This window comes from Mediterraneibacter massiliensis, assembly GCF_001487105.1.
GTDB lineage: Bacteria > Bacillota > Clostridia > Lachnospirales > Lachnospiraceae > Mediterraneibacter > Mediterraneibacter massiliensis.
In genome coordinates, this window is record NZ_LN913001.1 from 847,122 (window position 1) to 865,953 (window position 18,832).

Annotated in this window: 18 protein-coding genes and 3 pseudogenes; 16 read left to right on the forward strand and 5 right to left on the reverse strand. The window is 40.3% G+C overall.

Going from position 1 to position 18,832, the window contains the following annotated elements; translation table 11 throughout:
- The first annotated feature begins 43 nt into the window (after positions 1-43).
- The 7 genes from BN3282_RS08260 to BN3282_RS08290 are packed head-to-tail and all read left to right on the forward strand — an operon-like array spanning position 44 to position 8,203.
- Entirely contained in the window at positions 44-1,429 is a 1,386-nt protein-coding gene (locus BN3282_RS08260) for an MmgE/PrpD family protein (RefSeq protein WP_059068236.1), read from the forward strand.
- A gap of 18 nt (positions 1,430-1,447) precedes the next feature.
- A complete protein-coding gene (locus BN3282_RS08265; RefSeq protein WP_059068238.1) occupies positions 1,448-2,515 on the forward strand; it encodes an NAD/NADP-dependent octopine/nopaline dehydrogenase family protein in 1,068 nt (355 codons plus the stop codon).
- 11 nt (positions 2,516-2,526) lie between these two features.
- Positions 2,527-3,249: a maleate cis-trans isomerase family protein gene (locus BN3282_RS08270; protein WP_059068240.1), complete on the forward strand. Its 723-nt coding sequence runs from the start codon at positions 2,527-2,529 to the stop codon at positions 3,247-3,249.
- 15 nt (positions 3,250-3,264) lie between these two features.
- The gene (locus BN3282_RS08275) at positions 3,265-5,412 is read left to right on the forward strand and encodes a molybdopterin-containing oxidoreductase family protein (RefSeq protein WP_059068242.1); all 2,148 of its coding nucleotides are present in this window, start codon (positions 3,265-3,267) and stop codon (positions 5,410-5,412) included.
- A gap of 2 nt (positions 5,413-5,414) precedes the next feature.
- The gene (locus tag BN3282_RS08280; RefSeq protein ID WP_059068244.1) at positions 5,415-6,698 is read left to right on the forward strand and encodes an NAD(P)/FAD-dependent oxidoreductase; all 1,284 of its coding nucleotides are present in this window, start codon (positions 5,415-5,417) and stop codon (positions 6,696-6,698) included.
- Positions 6,686-7,186, forward strand: coding sequence for a 4Fe-4S dicluster domain-containing protein (locus BN3282_RS08285; RefSeq protein WP_059068246.1), 501 nt, complete (start codon positions 6,686-6,688; stop codon positions 7,184-7,186). Before BN3282_RS08280 ends, BN3282_RS08285 begins: the two co-directional genes overlap by 13 nt.
- A gap of 33 nt (positions 7,187-7,219) precedes the next feature.
- Positions 7,220-8,203, forward strand: coding sequence for an ornithine cyclodeaminase family protein (locus tag BN3282_RS08290; protein WP_059068248.1), 984 nt, complete (start codon positions 7,220-7,222; stop codon positions 8,201-8,203).
- Between the two features lie 98 nt (positions 8,204-8,301).
- Here the strand turns inward: BN3282_RS08290 and BN3282_RS08295 are convergent.
- A pseudogene (locus BN3282_RS08295) lies at positions 8,302-8,664 on the reverse strand (sigma-70 family RNA polymerase sigma factor); the annotation flags it as partial.
- Positions 8,654-10,345 carry a recombinase family protein gene (locus BN3282_RS08300; protein WP_059068250.1) on the reverse strand — a complete coding sequence of 564 codons (1,692 nt, stop codon included), beginning with the start codon at positions 10,343-10,345 and terminating at the stop codon, positions 8,654-8,656. The gene BN3282_RS08300 and the pseudogene BN3282_RS08295, both read right to left, overlap by 11 nt.
- Before the next feature lie 216 nt (positions 10,346-10,561).
- Between BN3282_RS08300 and BN3282_RS08305 the strand changes: the two genes are divergently transcribed.
- Positions 10,562-10,828 (forward strand): type II toxin-antitoxin system Phd/YefM family antitoxin, encoded by a 267-nt coding sequence (locus BN3282_RS08305; protein ID WP_059068253.1) that lies wholly within the window; start codon positions 10,562-10,564, stop codon positions 10,826-10,828.
- Entirely contained in the window at positions 10,812-11,123 is a 312-nt protein-coding gene (locus BN3282_RS08310) for a type II toxin-antitoxin system RelE/ParE family toxin (protein WP_059068254.1), read from the forward strand. The genes BN3282_RS08305 and BN3282_RS08310 overlap by 17 nt, the downstream gene beginning before the upstream one ends.
- An 84-nt stretch (positions 11,124-11,207) precedes the next feature.
- Here BN3282_RS08310 and BN3282_RS15565 read toward each other — a convergent pair.
- Positions 11,208-11,402, reverse strand: a pseudogene (locus BN3282_RS15565) (helix-turn-helix domain-containing protein); the annotation flags it as partial.
- 145 nt (positions 11,403-11,547) lie between these two features.
- On the opposite strand from BN3282_RS15565, the gene BN3282_RS08315 reads away from it, so the two are divergent.
- From BN3282_RS08315 to BN3282_RS15050, 5 genes are all read left to right on the forward strand, one after another.
- Positions 11,548-11,949, forward strand: coding sequence for a hypothetical protein (locus BN3282_RS08315; RefSeq protein WP_059068256.1), 402 nt, complete (start codon positions 11,548-11,550; stop codon positions 11,947-11,949).
- A 17-nt stretch (positions 11,950-11,966) separates the two neighbouring features.
- Positions 11,967-13,142, forward strand: a complete 1,176-nt coding sequence (locus BN3282_RS08320; RefSeq protein WP_059068259.1) for a hypothetical protein — start codon at positions 11,967-11,969, stop codon at positions 13,140-13,142.
- A gap of 227 nt (positions 13,143-13,369) precedes the next feature.
- Positions 13,370-14,257 (forward strand): rolling circle replication-associated protein, encoded by an 888-nt coding sequence (locus tag BN3282_RS08325; protein WP_059068260.1) that lies wholly within the window; start codon positions 13,370-13,372, stop codon positions 14,255-14,257.
- A gap of 57 nt (positions 14,258-14,314) precedes the next feature.
- Positions 14,315-14,524, forward strand: a complete 210-nt coding sequence (locus tag BN3282_RS08330) for a hypothetical protein (protein ID WP_059068262.1) — start codon at positions 14,315-14,317, stop codon at positions 14,522-14,524.
- A gap of 44 nt (positions 14,525-14,568) precedes the next feature.
- Positions 14,569-14,736, forward strand: a complete 168-nt coding sequence (locus BN3282_RS15050; RefSeq protein ID WP_162858230.1) for a hypothetical protein — start codon at positions 14,569-14,571, stop codon at positions 14,734-14,736.
- A 207-nt stretch (positions 14,737-14,943) separates the two neighbouring features.
- Here BN3282_RS15050 and BN3282_RS15190 read toward each other — a convergent pair whose 3' ends face one another.
- On the reverse strand, positions 14,944-15,534 hold the full coding sequence (locus tag BN3282_RS15190) for a helix-turn-helix transcriptional regulator (RefSeq protein WP_205408535.1): 591 nt from the start codon (positions 15,532-15,534) through the stop codon (positions 14,944-14,946).
- Positions 15,535-15,563: 29 nt separating this feature from the next.
- Positions 15,564-15,827: pseudogene (locus BN3282_RS08340) on the reverse strand (sigma factor); the annotation flags it as partial.
- Between the two features lie 341 nt (positions 15,828-16,168).
- Here BN3282_RS08340 and BN3282_RS08345 point away from each other — a divergent pair.
- Positions 16,169-17,710, forward strand: a complete 1,542-nt coding sequence (locus BN3282_RS08345; RefSeq protein ID WP_059068266.1) for a YifB family Mg chelatase-like AAA ATPase — start codon at positions 16,169-16,171, stop codon at positions 17,708-17,710.
- A gap of 6 nt (positions 17,711-17,716) precedes the next feature.
- On the forward strand, positions 17,717-18,814 hold the full coding sequence (gene dprA, locus BN3282_RS08350; RefSeq protein ID WP_059068268.1) for a DNA-processing protein DprA: 1,098 nt from the start codon (positions 17,717-17,719) through the stop codon (positions 18,812-18,814).
- Positions 18,815-18,832 lie beyond the last annotated feature (18 nt).

The window sequence follows — 18,832 nt, forward strand, 5'->3', positions numbered from 1 at the left end:
TTGATATATATAGAAATAAAAGGATAAAAAGGAGAGAACAAAAATGAAACAATATACAAAAATTATAGCAGATTATTTATCGAACCTCAAGTATGAAGACATCCCGGCAGAAGTGATCGAACGTGCTAAATTGGTGACTTTACATACTGTTGGAGCCGCCATTTCAGCAGTAAAAACAGAAGCAGGAAAGAATATCATCGATGTTGCAAAAACGCTTGGAGCAGGCGGAAAGGAAGCAACGATCATCGGTGATGGAAGTAAGGTCAGTGTAGGTAATGCGGTTCTGGCCAGCGGTACTTTGGCCGACTTGCTGGACTGGGAAGACTGCAGTTGGACAGGACATCCGTCAGCAGGAGCAGTTCCGACTGGTTTGGCAGTGGCGGAGGCGTATCATAAGAGTGGAAAAGAGTATTTGACAGCATTAGTCGGAGGGTATGATGTATACCAGAGGATTGCAATGGCTGTCCAGCCGTCTCCAAAACGTTTTGAAGAAGGCTGGGGACTTCATTGCTGGCAGATTTTTGCTCCTGCTTCTGTAACGGGTAAGCTTTTGGGAATCAAGGGAGATAAAATGAACCAGCTTTTAGGCGCCGCAGGACATATGACTCCAATCGCAATCAATCTGATCCATTCCAGTTTTAGTGATTTTTATCACTATACGCACGGATTGACGGCACAGTCGGCAGTAGAATGTGCTTTGATCACGGAAAAAGGTATTTCTACTCTGATGGGCGTTTTGGAAGAAGATACAGGATACTATTTCGGGGTATCTGACCAGTGTGATTGGGATTGGTATGACAAAGATCTTGGAAAGAGATATATGATCATGGAACTTATGCTTAAAAACTGGCCAGTCAATATGTGGATCCAGACGCCGATGGATATGATCCATTCCATTATGACGAAGAATGATATCGATGTAGACAAGATTAAATTAATAGAAGTGTCGCCGTACATTCCAGAGAGAAGTGAAGACAGTCCGGCTGACGGATATGATTCACTGGTTGCGGCGCAGTTCAGTATTCCGTTTTGTATGGCAATGTATTTAAAAGGGCCAGAGGTAGGAACAGAATGGCTGGATGAAAAATATTTAAGAGATCCGGAAATCTTGAAGATGGCTGCAAAAGTAAAAGGAGTAGGAGAGGTCTCTCTTATCAGTCACAACTTTGATACATTCCAGCAGGGGTCTTATCCATCCTATACGATGAAGGTTACAATGGAAGATGGAACCATATACGACGAAGCGGTTCAGTTCCCGAAAGGACATCCGCAGAATCCGTACACAAGGGAAGAATGTATTGCCTGCTTCAAACTGGCGACAAAGGGATTGATGAGTGAGGAAAAACAAGATGCTCTTTGTGATTTCATTTTAAACAAATTGGAACATGTTGAGGATATGACAGAAATCAGTAAATATATCGCTTTATAATTTGAGAGGTGACAGACTATGATTAAATATATTACAGTGGTCGGCGGCGGCTCTACAGGACACGCTGCAGCTGCATACCTGACAGGGAAAGGGTTTGCAGTTACATTGTGTGATAATGAAAATTTTAAAGAGGAGTTGGAGGCAGTAGAAACAGAAGGCGGAGTCATGTTGAGGGGACGTGCGGGAAGAGGAATCTATCCGCTAGCGTGCGTGACGCATGATTTTAAAGCAGCTGTAGAAAGCGCTGAATTAATATTTGTCTGCGTACCGGCAGCCAGACATCGGGAAATCGCAGAACAAATTGCTCCCTATATGAAAGAGGAACAGAGCGTTTTAATTCTTCCAGGTAATCTTGCTTCTTTTATTTTCAAAGATGTATTTGAAAAAAATAATGTGCCGGATAGTGTCATCATAGCAGAGATGGAAGGCAATTTGTGCCCTTGCAGATTGACCGCTCCTGCGGAGGTAACAGTCGGACTTCCTATTCGCGCAAAGAAAATTTCCGCCCTTCCGGGAAGTAAGACAGCAAAGTTTATGGAAAGAAATAAAGGCGTTCTGGATTTTATAGCAAATAAGCATGTACTGGAAGGCGCACTTTTGTCAGATAATTATGTGCTGCATATCGGGACTACCCTTCTTGCTTCCAGTACAGTAGACGCTATGGGAGAAGAGTTTATTTTGTTCCAGCACGGTTTGACAGATTATGCTGTCCATTGCACTGAAGCAATCAGGCGGGAAAGGATACGGCTGCTGGCAGCATTCGGTCTGGAAGAAAGAGATTCTGCGACAGAATTCTTTGAAGAACTCAGAGATTGGAAAAATCATCCTGAATATTCCGTATTTAGAACGCTGAAAGGTCCGGATAGTCTGCATCACCGTTATATTGAAGAAGATGCAGTCGCATGTGCTTCAATGGCATTATCCTGCGCAGAACGTCTTGGGATAGAAATGCCGGTATTGAAGTCAGTTATTACTTTGGCTTCGGCAGTAAATGAAAAAGAATATTATGCAGAAGGACGTACATTGGAGAATTCTGGATTTGCTCCAGAGCTTTCTATGGAAGAGATCATTTCTAGGATCAGTTAGGAGGAATAGATATGTTATATAACTGGAGAGCTATGATCGGTGTGATAGCACCGACAACAGGTGTTGCGATTGAAACAGATTTTCATAGATTTGTACCGGAGGGAGTTGCGGTGGTAACGAATCGAATTCCGTTTTCAGGGAATCCAACTCCGGAAGAATTAATGGATATGGTAGATTGTCTGGAAGATTCGGCACGCATTTTTGCAGATAACCTTCCGTTTGATGTTATTACTTTTGGATGTACTTCAGGAAGCCTGGTTGGAGGAAGTGGTTTTGACCAGAAATGCATCGAAAGAATTGAGCAGACGTGCGGATATCCGGGGCTGACAACGAGTACTTCGCTTTTGGATGCATTCCGTGCATTGGGGGTGTCCAGTACAGCGGTTGTGACGCCATATCCGGATGAAACAAATGTACTGGAGAAGAAATTTCTTGAGGATAATGGAATCCATGTAACAACGATCCAGGGCATGACATCAGAACGCTGTACACTGGATGAATTAAGTGACAGACCATATGATATTTATCAACATGTGAAAGCTTTGGATTTGACAGGAGCAGAGAGCATTTTTATAAGCTGTACAGGCATGAATGCTCTGGATATTATATCTACCATTGAAACAGATTTTGGTCTGCCGGTGCTCACAAGTAATCAAGTGACATTGTGGGGAGCGCTGAGGAAAGCAAGAGTGGGAGATAAGATTCCGTATCTTGGCAAATTGTTTACAATTTGACGTTGGAGGAGAAGTATGCCGGACATAAATAAATTGACTAAAGCGAAAATACCATGCGAGGGAAACGGGATTGAAGTAAAGAGGACATTGTGCGATATTTGTTGCCCCGGAATGCATTGTGGTGTGGATGCTTATGTAAAGGATGGAAAGATCATTAAACTGGAAGGTACAAAGGAGCACCCGAGAAATCACGGACTGCTCTGTACCAAAGGAGCTGCCGGACGGCAGTATGTGTATAGAGAAGACAGGATCAAGACCCCGCTTCGCCGTATAGGCGAGCGGGGAGAAGGAAAGTTTGAACCGATTACGTGGGAGAAAGCATATCGGATCGTAGCAGATGAACTTCTGAAAGTAAAAAAGGAGTATGGCGCAGATAGTGTAGCATTCTTCTCCGGATATACAAAATGGTATCGTCAGTATCTGCATCGTTTTGCATATTCTTTTGGAAGCATTAATTATGGAACGGAATGCAGTACCTGCTTTAAAGCAAGTGAAATGGCCTGGGAGGCAACAGTTGGTCTGAATTCTGATCCGGATATGGAGAATTCAAATGTCATTTTAGGTTTTGCCTTGAATGGATTTCATTCCAGGTATCTTGTAGCACCGAGATTACTGCGTTTGAAAGAGCAAGGGAAAAAGTTTATCATTATTGATCCGAGAAAGACACCGGCGACACAAAAACTTGCGGATATCCATCTCCAGATCAAACCGGGAACAGACGGAGCGCTTGCGCTGGGAATGGCAAACCTGATCATAGAAAATGACTGGCATGATAAGGAATATATCGAGAAATATACATATGGATTTGAAGAATATGCAAAGTACGTGAAACAGTTTACGTTGGAACGGACAGCGGAGATTACAGGTTTAAGAAAAGAAGATATCTATGAAGCAACGAAAATGTATGCAACAAACGGCCCTGCTTCTATTACAGAAACATCTTGTTCATTGACACATCATATCAATGGATTCCAGAATTACCGCGCGATGATCTGTCTGAATGGACTGACTGGGAATTTTGACAGACCGGGTGGACAGATTCCGGAGAAATCTACATTTTACGATATGCCAGCAGGATTTGATATGTATGAACACGAGTACTATCTGGATGTGCAGCCGGACAGAAAATCGAAGGCGATCGGATGTACGAAGTATCCATTATGGTGTAAATTTATGGACGAATTTCAGGCGATGGATATGTCGCGGCAGATTTTGGAAGGGACTCCGTATCCGATCAAAGCATTGTATGGTGCGGGCATGAACGCGAAAATGTTCCCAGATACAAAGAAAATGTATGAAGCGCTGAAGGCGTTAGATTTTTTTGTGGATGTAGATCTGTTTATGACGGATACGGCTAAATATGCAGACATCGTACTTCCGGCATGTACATCCTATGAACGAGGAGAATTCAAAGCCTATATCGGGGGATACGCAACATTTACAAAACCTGTTATTGAACCGCTTTATGAATCAAAAAGTGATGTGCAGATTCTAAAAGAACTGGCAGATGTTATGGAGCTGGACGATAAGCTGCTCAGAGAAGGATATGAGGCGGAGATTAATTATATGATTCGCGATCTTAGTATAACGATTGAGGATATGAAGGCGAGTGATCTGCCGATTAAGGTACCGGAGGCAAGAGACGTGGTTCCGGGAGAATTTACGACAAATGGAATGAATACTGCAAGCGGAAAGTTTGAATTTTATTCGAATTATATTGCTGAATTTAAGGAACAGGGTTTAAGTCCGATCCCGACATATCGCCCTACATTGGACGATGAGGGAATGGATGAAAAGGAATATCCTTACATCCTGGTGACCGGTTCCCGTATACCGAATGCGATCCATTCCAGACTGCACAATGTACCGTGGACCAGAAGTTTAAGACCGGACCCGATGGTTGATATTAATGCAGAAGACGCAAAAGAATTGGGAGTTGAGAAAGGCGATTTGGTGGAAATTGAAACTATTACAGGCAAAATCCGTGTGAAAGTAAATCCATCGGTCAAAATTCGAAAGGGAGATGTACAGATGTTCCATGGCTATGGTGAGGCGAATGCAAATGATCTGATCGGAAGTACACACACAGATCCATACAGTGGATATCCCGGTTTTAAGTCCAGCAGATGTAAATTGACACCGGTCAGAGCGCAGGAGGCTTAATTATGAAACAAAAAACAGCGATTGTAGGATTCGGGTGTGCCGGATATCACGCGGTAAAAGCGATGAGGGAGAATGGATATCGAGGCTTGATCGATGTCTATACAGACACCGCATGGACTCCCGGAAATCCGATGCTGACAACTTACTATATATATGGAAAGATCAGTAAAGAAGGAACCTGTCCATTTGGAACAATAGAAGCAATTCAAAAAGAATTTGATCTGCAAGTGATTTTTGAGTCTGTAGATAAAGTCCTCTCCGAAGAAAAGGCGGTGCGTATGGCTGATGGAACGGTGCGGAAGTATGATCAGATTTTGATTTCCACAGGGGCGAATGCATTCGTTCCGCCAATTTCGGGAACAGATGGAAAAAATGTTTTTCCCATGCGGACAATGCGTGACGCAAAACAGGTGAAGCATGTGCTTGAAGCCGAACAGATCAAAAGTGCTGTCGTCATAGGCGCTTCCATGGTTGGGATCAAACTTGTAGAGCTTTTCCATGCCAGAGGTATCCACTGTACATTGGTAGATATGGCGCCCTATATTTTCCCGGTATCTGCGGTGCCGCAGATTGCCCATGAAATAGAAGAACGTTTGCAGAATAAGGGTGTGGATCTGGCATTTTCTAAAACACTTCAGGCTGTAGAAGAAGAAGGCGGACAGAAAAAGATTATATTCGCAGATGGGCAGACCATGTATTGTGACTTGGTAATGATGTGTATAGGAACCAGAGCTAATACGCGAGTGGCTGATGAGAAAATCGTTATGAATAGGGGGATTGTCGTAGATACTTCTATGCGGACCAATATGCCGGATATTTATTGCGCCGGAGACTGTAGTGAAGGAATCAACCTGCAAAGCGGACAGACACAGATCATTGGAATCTGGGACAATGCTGCGCGGCAGGGCGAGACAGCCGGCGCTAATATGGCAGGTGTAGAGACTGTCTATAATGGAAATATGCTTCACAACATCACGCATTTTATGGGGATGGACTTTATTGGCTATGGTGATGTGAGAATGGAGGGCGAAGAATTTGAATATGAAAACAAGGAGAAGGGGCAGCGTTTTGTTGTCAGGATGAAAGAGGGAGTTCCGGTATGTATGAATTTTCTGGATTCATATGGAGCAAGCGGTGTTCTCAAAGCTTATATGCTTAAGAAAATGGCAGGAAATGAGGAGGGATTAAGTCCGGTTGCACGTGTACGATTAAAGGCGGAAGGGGTTCCGGAGAGACTGATCAATCTGTTGATGAAAGAAAAGGAGAACGGACAATGGGAAAAGTAATTGATTTGGATATTCAAAAATGTTCTGCCTGTGGAGCCTGTGCAGTAGCTTGTATGGATCAGAATGATCTGGATGTAACGAAAGGCGTGTCGCCATTTCGGATGGTCTGTGACCTGGAAGATGAAGATGGCGGGTATGAATATTATTCAATCGCCTGTTTTCATTGTGATGACGCACCTTGTATTAAGGCATGTCCGTGTAATTGTCTAAGCAAAGATGAGGAAACGGGTTTTACGGTGTACGACAATACCAATTGTATCGGATGCCACAGCTGTGCGATGGCATGTCCGTTTGGGGCGCCATCTTACGGGGCGGATGGGAAGATGATCAAATGTGACGGCTGCGTAGAGAGAGTAAAGCAAGGTTTGGAGCCGGCATGTGTGAGAAACTGTCCGACAGGAGCATTGACGATTATGGAAGATCAGGAATTAAAAGAAAAGAAAATCAAGTGTTCACTCAAAAAAATGATGGAGTTGCTTGATGAATAAGAAGAATTGCCTGGCAGAGCAGGGGAGGACGGCGTGGAAGAGACATTTCTCTATTTGGATAAAGAAACGGTCAAGAAATATTTAAAACCGGAAAATGTGATCGCAGTCATGAAAGAATTGTGGTTACATTGGAAGGATGGGAGTGTTACCGAGGGGAAGCATAGTTTCCTTTCGGTTTCGAAAGAACAAGACAATGAATTCCTGCATATTCCGGCATGTCTGTCAAGGAGCGGCATTCTGGGATTTAAGTGGATCGGGATATACAGGGATCCGGCACCGGGCTTTCCTTTCAGTCATGGAAATATCGTCGTTGTCAATGATATTGAAACAGGGGGGCTGAAGGCGATTGTCAGCGCCGATGATATTACACCAATGAGAACGGCAGGCGGGCACGGTGTAGTAGCAGCTAAAATACTGGCGAAAAAGCACGTATGTACGCTTGCCGTTATCGGAAGCGGGAAACAGGCGGTGTGTGGAATTGCAGGGTTTTTAGCAGAATTTCCAGAAATACAGAATGTGCGGATTCACTGTCGGCGAAGAGAGAGGTTTGAAGAAATTGCAGATTTTTTTGGAAAGCGGGCAGAATTTTCTTATGTAGAGAATAGCCGGGAAAGTGGGCAGGGAGCAGATGTACTTCTTGTTGCGACCAATAGCCCGGATATTTTGCTTTACTATGACGATATAGAAAAAGGAACAGTGGTTATCGCAATTGATGGATTTATCGACGTGGATCCGGAACTTGCGTATAAGGCGGATAAGTGGTTTGTCGGAAAATTGGAGACGGATATTGCGGAAATAGTGGAAAGCCATGACATGTCACATGATGTAAAGCTGGATCCGAAACAGATTGCCGGAGAAGTGGCAGATGTTATGGAAGGAAGGATCCCGGGAAGGGTGTCCGAGGATGAGATCATTGTGTATACACATATGGGATCCGGTATTTACGATGTGGCATGCGCATGGTATGTGTATCAAAAAGCATTGGAAGACGGCTGCGGTATAAAATTGAAATTGTAGAAAAAACCGGAAGGAATTCCTAAATCAAAAGGCTTCTATCCGGTTTTTCTTCATAGGGAAGGGTATACTCTTTAAGGGCATACTCTCTAAGAATATCATCAGGTGAAAAATCTCCGCAATTTTTCAATGGCGCTTTTTTCAATTCTGGAAACGTAGGAACGGGAAATGCCAAGTTGCCTGGCAATTTCCCGTTGTGTGTATTCTTCTCCGTTATAGAGGCCATACCGCATTTTTAGAACTAATTTTTCCCTGTTGGAAAGTTCGTTTTCTACCTTCTCATAGAGTTTTTGGATATTTTCTTTGAGATATACTTTTTCGGGGACATCAAATTCTCCGGTTTCGATAATATCATATAATTTAATCTCATTGCCTTCCCGGTCTGTGCCGATCGGTTCATAGAGGGAAATTTCTTTGTTTGTTTTCTTTTTCGCCCGCAGATACATGAGTATTTCATTTGCAACCCGCTCGTTGTGGCTTCGTTTTTTCATTGTTTTGACCAACTAGATATAAGTGCACGTGAGTACCGTCCCATACAACTTTATCGACCAGTATTCTTAGAGTTGTCCGTTTCTCTTCAATCGACATCATATCAAAAGAATCTGAAAAAGAAGATAATTTCTCAATCAATACGTCAAAGTTGGCAAGCAGTATATTTTGATTTTGTAAAAGTTCATTTAATGTATGAATTTGCTTTTCAATCTTCATTTTTTCTTCGTGCAAGTTATTTATCTGTTTATTGATATGAGAAAAAGCGGGAGTATTATCTGCCTCGGACAGAGCAAGTACAAGATTTTCTATTTTTCTGTCAGTATCATGGAGTATTTTCTGTAAGTGGTCTAATTCGGTAGTATTAGATGCTTCTTTTGACAGTAATTGCTTTTTCGCATATTTTAACTGTTCGTGGAACTTATCGACATCTTCTCCTTTAGCAATTTCTTTTATTTTATCACATACCATTTGGTCAAGTAGATTTCCGTCTGGGCGGTTCATGTTACAAAGTTCCCCATGTGATTTTTCTTTTGTTTCACAAAGATAAGAAAAGCGTTTGTTACCATTTTCGTCCAAACTTCGATTCGCTTTTGGTCGCATATAACTTCCACAGTCGGCACAAATTAAAATGCCGGATAATAAGGCAGTATTATCTTTTGGTTTACGATAACTTTTAGATTTGTTTTGTTCTACAAGTTCTTGTACCTGTAACCATTCTTTTCCCGTCAATAACGGTTTATGTTTTCCTATTGCGACAATCCATTCTGAATAATTGTGTTGTTTATGCGGAATCTCGCTTGCTTGATTGGATTTGTTATATACCATCAGTCCATGAGTTCCGTTAAATTCTGATGATTCATTGTAAATAAGAGTTCCTATTTCATTAAAATAACAAAGAGTATCTTCGTCAGCAGCAGCATAGACAGGATTTTTTAAAATGTCACGTATTCCGGTTCGAGAAAAATTTTTCCCATTTCTTGTTTTATAGTGATAATTAAGCAAATATGTTTCCACTTTCGTAAGAGAACGAAATTCTAAAAATTTATCAAAAATCAAACGAGCGAGAGGAAAGTTATCGGAATCTGTTTTCAGTCGGTAAGCAGTACGGATTTTTCCCTCAATGTCAACGGAAGTTTTGGCTGTGCTTATATAGCCAAGCGGAGTTGTTCCTCCAAGCCACCGTCCTGTTTTAGCAAGAGCCAGCATATTATCTCTGATACGCTCTGCTATCGTATCTCTTTCTAACTGAGCAAATGCGGAGGAAATGGAAAGCATGGCTCTTCCAAGAGGAGTTGTAGTATCAAAATTTTCTGTTACAGAGATAAAATTGATGTCCAATCGTTCTAATTCCTGATAGAGAAGAGCAAAATCAATCGTATTACGGCTGATACGGTCTAAGCGATAGCAGACAATCATACTGATTTCATGGTTTCGACAGGCTCTCAGCATTTGTTGAAATTGCGGTCGCTTTGTGTTTTTTCCGGAGAAACCCTCATCTTCATAAACGACAATCTGATTCATATCGGTTATTTGGTATTTATAAGCAATGTGTTTTTTACATTCTTCAATCTGATTTCCAATACTTTCGCCTTTACCTGTGAATTTTGACTTACGAGAGTAGATAGCGATTTTTCCGTTTATCTGTGTTTTCATATCGAACCTTCTTTCATTCCTTTTTCAAAGTTAAGTATAAATGTGATTTTGTAGGATTGCAAAAAGAATTTGATTGTAGTTGTGTCATGCATTCAAATCAACAATTTTGTTATGTAAATTTATTTGCAAATGACAAAACCGTATAAGATTTACTTGATAATATATGAAAAAACGGATATAATTATATCAAGAAAATGATATGAAAGGGTGAAGAAAATGATTATCAAGGCTTCAGCAACATTACGAAACGATTATTCTACTATTTCCAATCTTGCAAGGTCAACGAGTGAACCGATTTATATAACAAAAAATGGCGAGGGTGACGGAGTATTTATGAATATTGATGCCTTTGAGAAAAGGGAACAGGCATTGGAACTTCGTGCGAAAATCATACAGGCAGAAGAAGAACGGTTAAACGGAGCAAAGACAAGAAGTATCTCCGAAGCAAGAAAGGAATTGAGAGAACGTGCAGGAACAATATAAAGTTGAGATTCTTCCTACTGCGTGGGAAGATTTGAAAAGTATTGAGGACTATTATTTACTTCAATTCGGTGTGGAATCTGCGATGAAAGTAACAGATCAGATATTAAATAGTATTGAACGTTTGGAATTATACCCGGATTCTGGTTCGCTTACACCGGATAAATGGTTGAACCGAAAGGGGTATCGCATGGTTATATCTGAAAGGTACGTTTCTATCTATCGACTGATAGAAAAAACAGTTTATGTGTATCATATTGCCGATACACAGACAGAGTACACTAAACTGTTTTCGTAAATGAAATTGAATAAGAATTTTAAGCAGAAGAACTGCCCGTCATTGAAAGGTTGATGATAGGCAGTTCTTTCATTATTTGCGATTTTAAGAACGGGGGTAAGGTTTCTTTTCATCTGTTAATTCGGCTAGGTAGTCCATACTTGTATCTAAAGCAAGTGCTATTTTTCTGCATTGCTCAAATGTATAGTATCGTTTTCCGTTTTCAATCTTAGAATAATCACTTTGGTCTATCCCAGTTAGGTGTTGCATTTTAATCTGTGTGTAGCCCCGTTCTTTTCGTAAATCTTTTAATCAAGAAATAAAAATCACCCTCTTTTTGTAAAATGTTATCAATTAGTTTAATTATGGCAGTATGACCTATTGACTATTAGGGTGTATTTGACCTAAAATAAAAAGAAAAGAGTTTATAGAAGGAGGAAGTTACATGAAAGTGTGGGGAGTTGGTGCATATTTTCCAGAGAAAGAAGGGGACATTACAAAGGAGTGTTTAAAAGAAAATGCTGTGGTAATAGGTTTTAAAGAAGAAGAAAAGCCAAAATACTATGAGTTATTTCGTTCTATTAAAATAGGTGATTTTATATTTATAAAGACACGATTTATGCCAACTCAAGATTTAAAAGTAAAAGCGATTGGTGTGGTGGTAGATAATCAAATACGAACGATTCCTGAATTGTATAATGCAAAAGGAATAAAAGTTCGGTGGATAGAAGATTTTAGTGATACTCCTAGAAAAATCCAAAAAGAAAATGAACATGACGGAGATACAAGAACCATTTATCAAGAAATGAATGAGAATGTAATAAAGCAGATTATGAATTTATTATAAGGTGGGAGAGAAAAGTAATGAGAAAAAGAATAAATATCATTCTATTACTTATTTGCATGAGTATAAGTATGAGTGCTTGCGGAAATAAGCAGGAAAAAGTGCAGAAAGACTCAAATCAAATGGTGAGAGAGGATAAAAAAGAAGAAAATAGTGGGAAGAAAAAGAAACTGAAAGAGATTCTTGAAAAGGGAGAGAAAGATGCAGAAACAACAGATTTTCAAGGATTTTTTACGGCTTTCCAGAATTTATCTGTTTTTGATACACCAGAGGCATTTTTTACAAATACAGAAGAAATGGAAAAGTTCTTCTATAATACTGCTTTGATTGAAAATACAAAATATGAAAATGTAGAACAAGGTTTTTTGGAACAAGGAAGATTATCAAGAGAAAAATCAGAAGAAGTATTCCAAATTATTAGGAAGATAGCGCAAGAATCCCAAAAGTTAACAGAAGACGTATATTTAGGAAAACATGTGTATGAGGATTCTGATAAGAAGTTTTTGGAAAAGTATAATGCTTTTAGTGAACAACTAGACGAATGGACAGTACAGATAAATAATTATAACAGCGGATATTATGGTGTAGGAGAAGAAACATTACAATTAGGTGAAGCAGAAAGAGGAACATACGTTGTTTCTACATATACGAAATTAGAATCTCTTGACACAGGACTAAAATGGAATCAAGTTGAATGGGTTGATTATGATAATTTAGTTATTCCAGAATTGAATGATTCTGATATGATTTATGCAGATTATTATGAAAAAATCAGGAAAATCGTCAGTAGCCCGTATGGAAATAATGGCAGGGATTCGCAGGGGTTTGAGATTATGCCTGAACTAAGAGTTGGATATGATACAAAACAAGATGATACATTGATAAATGGAAGTCCACGTATGATATTAGAGGTTGGAGATATGTGGAATAATGTAGACATAGCAGATTGGCTAAACTACTTTAATAGTGAAGAAGAATTGGCAAATTATTATCTTGATGCTATGGTAAAATGTATGCAGATATTTTATTCGGACTTTGGAATTACAGATGAAATGAGAGACATAATTTCAAATGTAATAGAAGAATCATTCCATTCACAGTCTTCTACGGAAGGGTATAATTTTGTAAGTAGCAATAACAAATATGTGATAAAAGTACATGCTGGACAAATTCTTTTTGAATCGGGGAGTGAATAAAGGAATATATTAGTTTGACAACTTTATAAAGAGTTATGTATAAGGGAGATTTCAGAAATGAGATCTCTCTTTTCTTTTGTAAGAAAAAGACTTGATTATTAGGAAAACAACAGACGAAAATGTGAACAAATTGTAAATAATAAATTTTTGAGGAGGCGTAACTACTCCATTTACGAGTTAGAGAGGAACAGACAAGGTTCTGTACCAAATTAAAGGAGGGTTATGCTATGACCGAAAAAATAAACAATAGCAGTAATACATATGTAAGAAAGGTAGATAAGGTTAAGATAACCTCAGCAGACGACATCACAATATGTATTACCAATGACATTATTGATGTGACAGTAACAAGAAAACGAAACACCAAAGGATTTTCAGACATCGAAAAGATTGACAAAGACCATTATGTTGTGAAAAGTACAGGGGAGATAAAGGAATATGCTCATGTGGAAAAGTCACAAGAAATGATTGCCAGTAACAGAAGAAAGAGCATGAATAAGAAATTCTCCTATCTCAGACAGTACATTAACATGAATTTTAAGGGAGAGGAGTGTGAAAGACATATTACCCTTACTTATGCAGAGCCGACAGACGATATGGCGAAATGTAAAAATGACTTCAAGAAGTTTTGGAAACGCTTTCTATATCGCTATGGAGAAATGGAGTATATTGCAGTATTTGAGCCACATCAAAAAGGAACATGGCATATTCATGTGTTAGTGAAAAAGGATTCCGTTCAGAGATTAAAATTATCAAAGAATGAAGTCGAAAAAATATGGGGAAATGGTTATATCAGAATTTCAGACTTTAGAAATCATAATGATATAGGCTTGTACTTTTGCAATTTGTTGGGAGAAGATATTTTCAAAGATAAAAAGAAAAAATCTTCACGATTAGAATACTATCCTCTCCATGCCAAGATTTATACTTCTTCAAAAGGATTAGCCAAGCCGACTCTCTTGCATATAGATGATGAAGAACTAAAAGAAATTGTAGGGAACAGAAAACCTTGTTTTGAGCAGGGATATTCCATAAGAATGTGTGATACAGACCATGAAGTGAATCGAATCGGTCACATTACTTATAACGCTAAAATAAATCCTTACAACGAATAAGGAAATATAGGTTTTGATTCTTAAATTGTAAGACTTGCTAGAGAGGAGAATTTCAATATGCAGATATTACAAGTAAGAATCCTTAACCATGAGGAATTAGAAAGAGACATTACATCAGTATCCATAAAAATTGATGAATTGTGGACAACATTAGAAGAAACAGGATTTATGAATCCAAGACGTAAGTTTTACTTTCAGAAGATGTTGGAAGAATTACAGAAAACAATGGAAGATGTAGAACTAGAAAAGAACAGTCAAGATAATTGAAGTTCAGTCATAAGATAAAAAGAATATGTAAGAGAGGTAGGCGTATGGAGATTATTGTACATTATCCGGAGGATAATCAGAATCTCAATACCTTAGGTGAGCAGATTGCTACACTACATGGGGAATTTATATATTCCTACCTTAACAGACTTGATTTGTCAACGGAAGAAAAAGTTGCAATCATAGAGGGCGTTGAGAAGATGATAAAATAGGGAAAGGGGCAGTCACAAGAACGTGGCTGCCTTTTTCGCAGGGAAGAAACTTCTTTTTTACCTCTGACAGACTGTAATAGCCACTTAGGAGCCTTTGAGAACTTTTTCCTAAGCCCCCTTTGGAAAGACAGGAAAACGCAAAGAGAGGACAAGCAGAAACTTTCTCCCGAAGTACCGCTAATAACCAAGCCTTATTATAGAAGAAACTCATTCGAGAATTTTTTGGATAAAGAGAGCCTCATAAGTTGGTCTTGTCATGCGGTGAAATTCTTTTTCCCAAAGCCGAACGGTTGTCCGATTGACTCCTAACTTATCTGCCATTTCCTGTTGGGTTAAATGTAGATTTTTCCGATATTGCAGTACTCGGTTTCCTTGACCGTTGTAAAGGAAAAGATGATAGTCGTCCATAAGGTCGGTAACGGGTATGTGGTAGAGTGTAGCAAGTTTTTCTAATATAGCAAGTGGGCAGTATTCGTAGGCAACTTCTTCGTAGTGACCGTAATTTGTTCTGTCCATGCCGAGATATTTTGCTACGTCTTTTGCGTACATACAGTTTTTATGGCGAAAATACCGTATCTTTTGAGAAGTTTTCTCTAAACAATCGGGAGAAGAATATACAAGAAGATATTTTTCATGTGCAGGGAGCCATGAGGGGATTTTGAAAGGAAAGGTGAGGATATATTGGACTTTATAAGTCAGTCTGCCATGTTCTTCTTTATAAAGCAGTAAAAGTTGATTGGAAAACTGGCGATAGACGTTCCATGAAGAAAAAGGTGTGTTCTTTACCTCTTTTTTCACAAGTGAAGCCAAAGCGGTGGGGTCGCTTTTTCTATACAGCGGGAAGCATAAGCGGCAAGCCTGTTGCCCTTAGCGGGATTGAAGGTGACGACCGACTTGATCAGACCAATCGTCCCGATGGAGAGAAGATCTTCCGGATCCTCATCAAGAGACTGGTATTTTTTTATGACATGGGCGACAAGACGCAGATTACGTTCGATCAATATGTGCTTTGCCTGAAGATCTCCTTCTGTATATTTTTGGATGTAATATTTTTCTTCGGAAGGAGTAAGGGGAGTGGGAAATGATTTCAAGGGAAACACCTCTAAGCACATTTGATATAGTTTATGAGGCAACGCTGGAATTGGTGCTTTTCCAATGAAAAGAAGGACAGAGAAAAAAGTTTTATAATAAATTATAATGATTTTCTTGACATGTAAAGTAAATATAGACTATCATATACATACGTTCTCGGAGAGGTTCCTTTCCGGTGATCTTGCCTTTTTGTAAGGTATCAGGCCGATTCGGTCAAGTTTCAGATTTGTTACTTATATCGTTTGAGGTGTTTTCTATGCTATTCATGCAGGTATATCAAAATGCATGCGTTTGATGCGTGGCTTATCTGCTATACAGGTTTTCTCATCCGGAGGAAATTATGAGTGTAAGTACAGTATTTACCGCGGCAGTCAGGGGACTTGGCGTGGAGTTTATCCGTGTGGAGGCGGATATAAGCAATGGACTTCCGGTATTCCATATGGTGGGGTACCTTTCATCGGAAGTAAAAGAAGCGGCGGAGCGAGTGCGGACTGCGATAAAAAATACGGGGATAGAATATCCGCCGAAGAAGACAGTGATCAACCTTTCCCCGGCTACGATACGAAAAAAGGGAGCTTCTTTTGATCTGCCAATCGCGACAGCGGTTCTGACTGCGCTGGGGAAGATACCACAGGAGAGACTAAAAAGTACGCTGCTTATCGGAGAACTGGGACTGGATGGAAGAGTTTTAAAAGTACCGGGTATTCTGCCGATCGTAACAGAGGCGAAAAAGATACAAATAAAGACCTGTATCCTGCCGAAAGAAAATGCGGCGGAAGGCGCTCTTACAGGCGGCGTGGAGATAATCGGGGCAGAGACGCTGGAAGAGGTATATAGATATTTGAAAGGAGAGAAACAACTCCTTCCCTTTACGAAAAGCGCAGAAGATCAAAGAGAATGCCTGGGGCAGGAAATATTGGATTTTGCGGATATACAAGGGCAGGAAGTTGTGAAAAGGGCAGCGCAGATCGCCGTTGCCGGCGGACATAACCTTCTGTTGGTAGGCCCTCCGGGAAGTGGAAAATCTATGACGGCAAAGCGGATATCGACGATCCTGCCGCCTATGTCATTTAAAGAAAGTGTAGAGGTGACGAAGATATATAGCATAGCAGGACTTGTGGATACGGAACGTCCTCTTCTTGAAAAACGGCCTTTCCGCAGTGTGCATCATACGGCCACGAAGGCGGCTCTGACAGGAGGGGGTGTGATCCCCTCGCCGGGAGAGATTAGTCTGTCGCATGGAGGCGTTTTGTTTCTGGATGAGCTTCCTGAATTTAAAAAATCTGTTCTGGAAGTGCTGCGCCAACCTTTGGAGGAGAAGAAGATTGAAATCAACCGTGTGCATGGAAGCTATACCTTTCCAGCGGATTTTATGTTAGTTGCGGCGATGAATCCATGCCCCTGCGGATGTTATCCAGATATGGAACGGTGTACGTGTACGCCGGCACAGATACAGAATTATTTAGGCAGGATCAGTCAGCCATTTCTTGACCGTATAGATATATGTGTCGAGGCACCGCGAGTCACGTATGAGGAACTGACTGAAAAAAAGAAGACGGAAACGTCTGCAGACATGAGGCAGAGGATCATAAAAGCAAGAAAGATACAGAAAAAAAGGTTTGCGAGGCAAGGTTTAGGAATTTATACAAACGGCAGCATGGGAATGAAAGAGACAGAACAGTTTTGTCCTTTGGATCAGACGGGACGGGCTATTTTAGAACAAGCATTTGAGACAATGAAACTGACGGCACGTTCTTATCACAAAATACTGAAAGTTGCCCGTACGATCGCGGATATGGAGGCGAATGAAAAGATTTGCGCGAGACATCTGACAGAGGCGATCGGATATCGAACGCTGGATAAAAAATATTGGGGAAGGTGATGGGAAATGATAGAAGCAGGAAGAGAATATGAATATTGGCTGGCACGTATAAAGCATTTATCCAATCAGAAAAAGTGTCTCCTGCACACACAATTTGCGTCGGCAGAGAAGGTATATTATATAGAAGAAACAGAGATAAAAAAAGTGTCGTTTTTAAATGAAAAAGAACAAAATACGGTCATACAGGCGCAAAAAGAAAAGAATTTGAAAGATATGTATGATAGGATAAAAAGCATGGGGATCAGGGTGATCACTTGTTTTATGGACACGTATCCACAAAAGTTAAAAGAAATCACAGATTTTCCATATGTACTGTATGTAAAAGGAAATCTGCCGGATGAAACGAAGAAACAGGCAGCCATTGTAGGAGCGCGCAGGTGTACTCCCTACGGGGAAAAATATGCACTTGAATTTGGAAAAAAATTAGCGGAATATGGTGTGGAGATCATAAGCGGATTGGCCAGAGGAATCGACGGAATGGGGCAAAGAGGCGCTTTGCTTGGCGCAGGAAAGACATTTGCGGTGCTTGGGTCAGGTGTGGATGTCTGTTATCCGAAGGAACATATGGGATTATATGTGGATATTTTAGAGCAGGGAGGAGGAATCATATCGGAACAGCCGCCGGGCACGCCGCCTCTTGCCCATTATTTTCCTATGAGAAACCGGATCATAAGTGGTCTGGCAGACAGCATACTGGTGATCGAAGCAAGAAAACGCAGTGGATCTTTGATCACGGCAGATATGGCGCTGGAGCAGGGAAAGGATATTTATGCGCTTCCGGGCCCTGTAAACAGTCATTTGAGCGAGGGATGCAATCAGCTGATAAGACAGGGAGCAGGTGTCCTTCTGTCGCCGGAAATGCTGTTGGAAGAAATGGGAGTGCAGATGTTATCTGAAAGTAAAAATCTATACAAAAATGAAAAAACGCTTGAAAGTCCGGAAAATATGGTGTATAGTTGTGTCGGTCTGTATCCCAAGAGTATCAGCCGTTTAGTGGAAGAAACGAAACTTGGAAGTGAAGAACTGTTGCAAATACTGGTATCTTTGGAATTGCAGGGCTTTATCAGAGAAATATCGAAAAACTATTATATAAAGATCAAATAGACATAAATTGCCAATGGA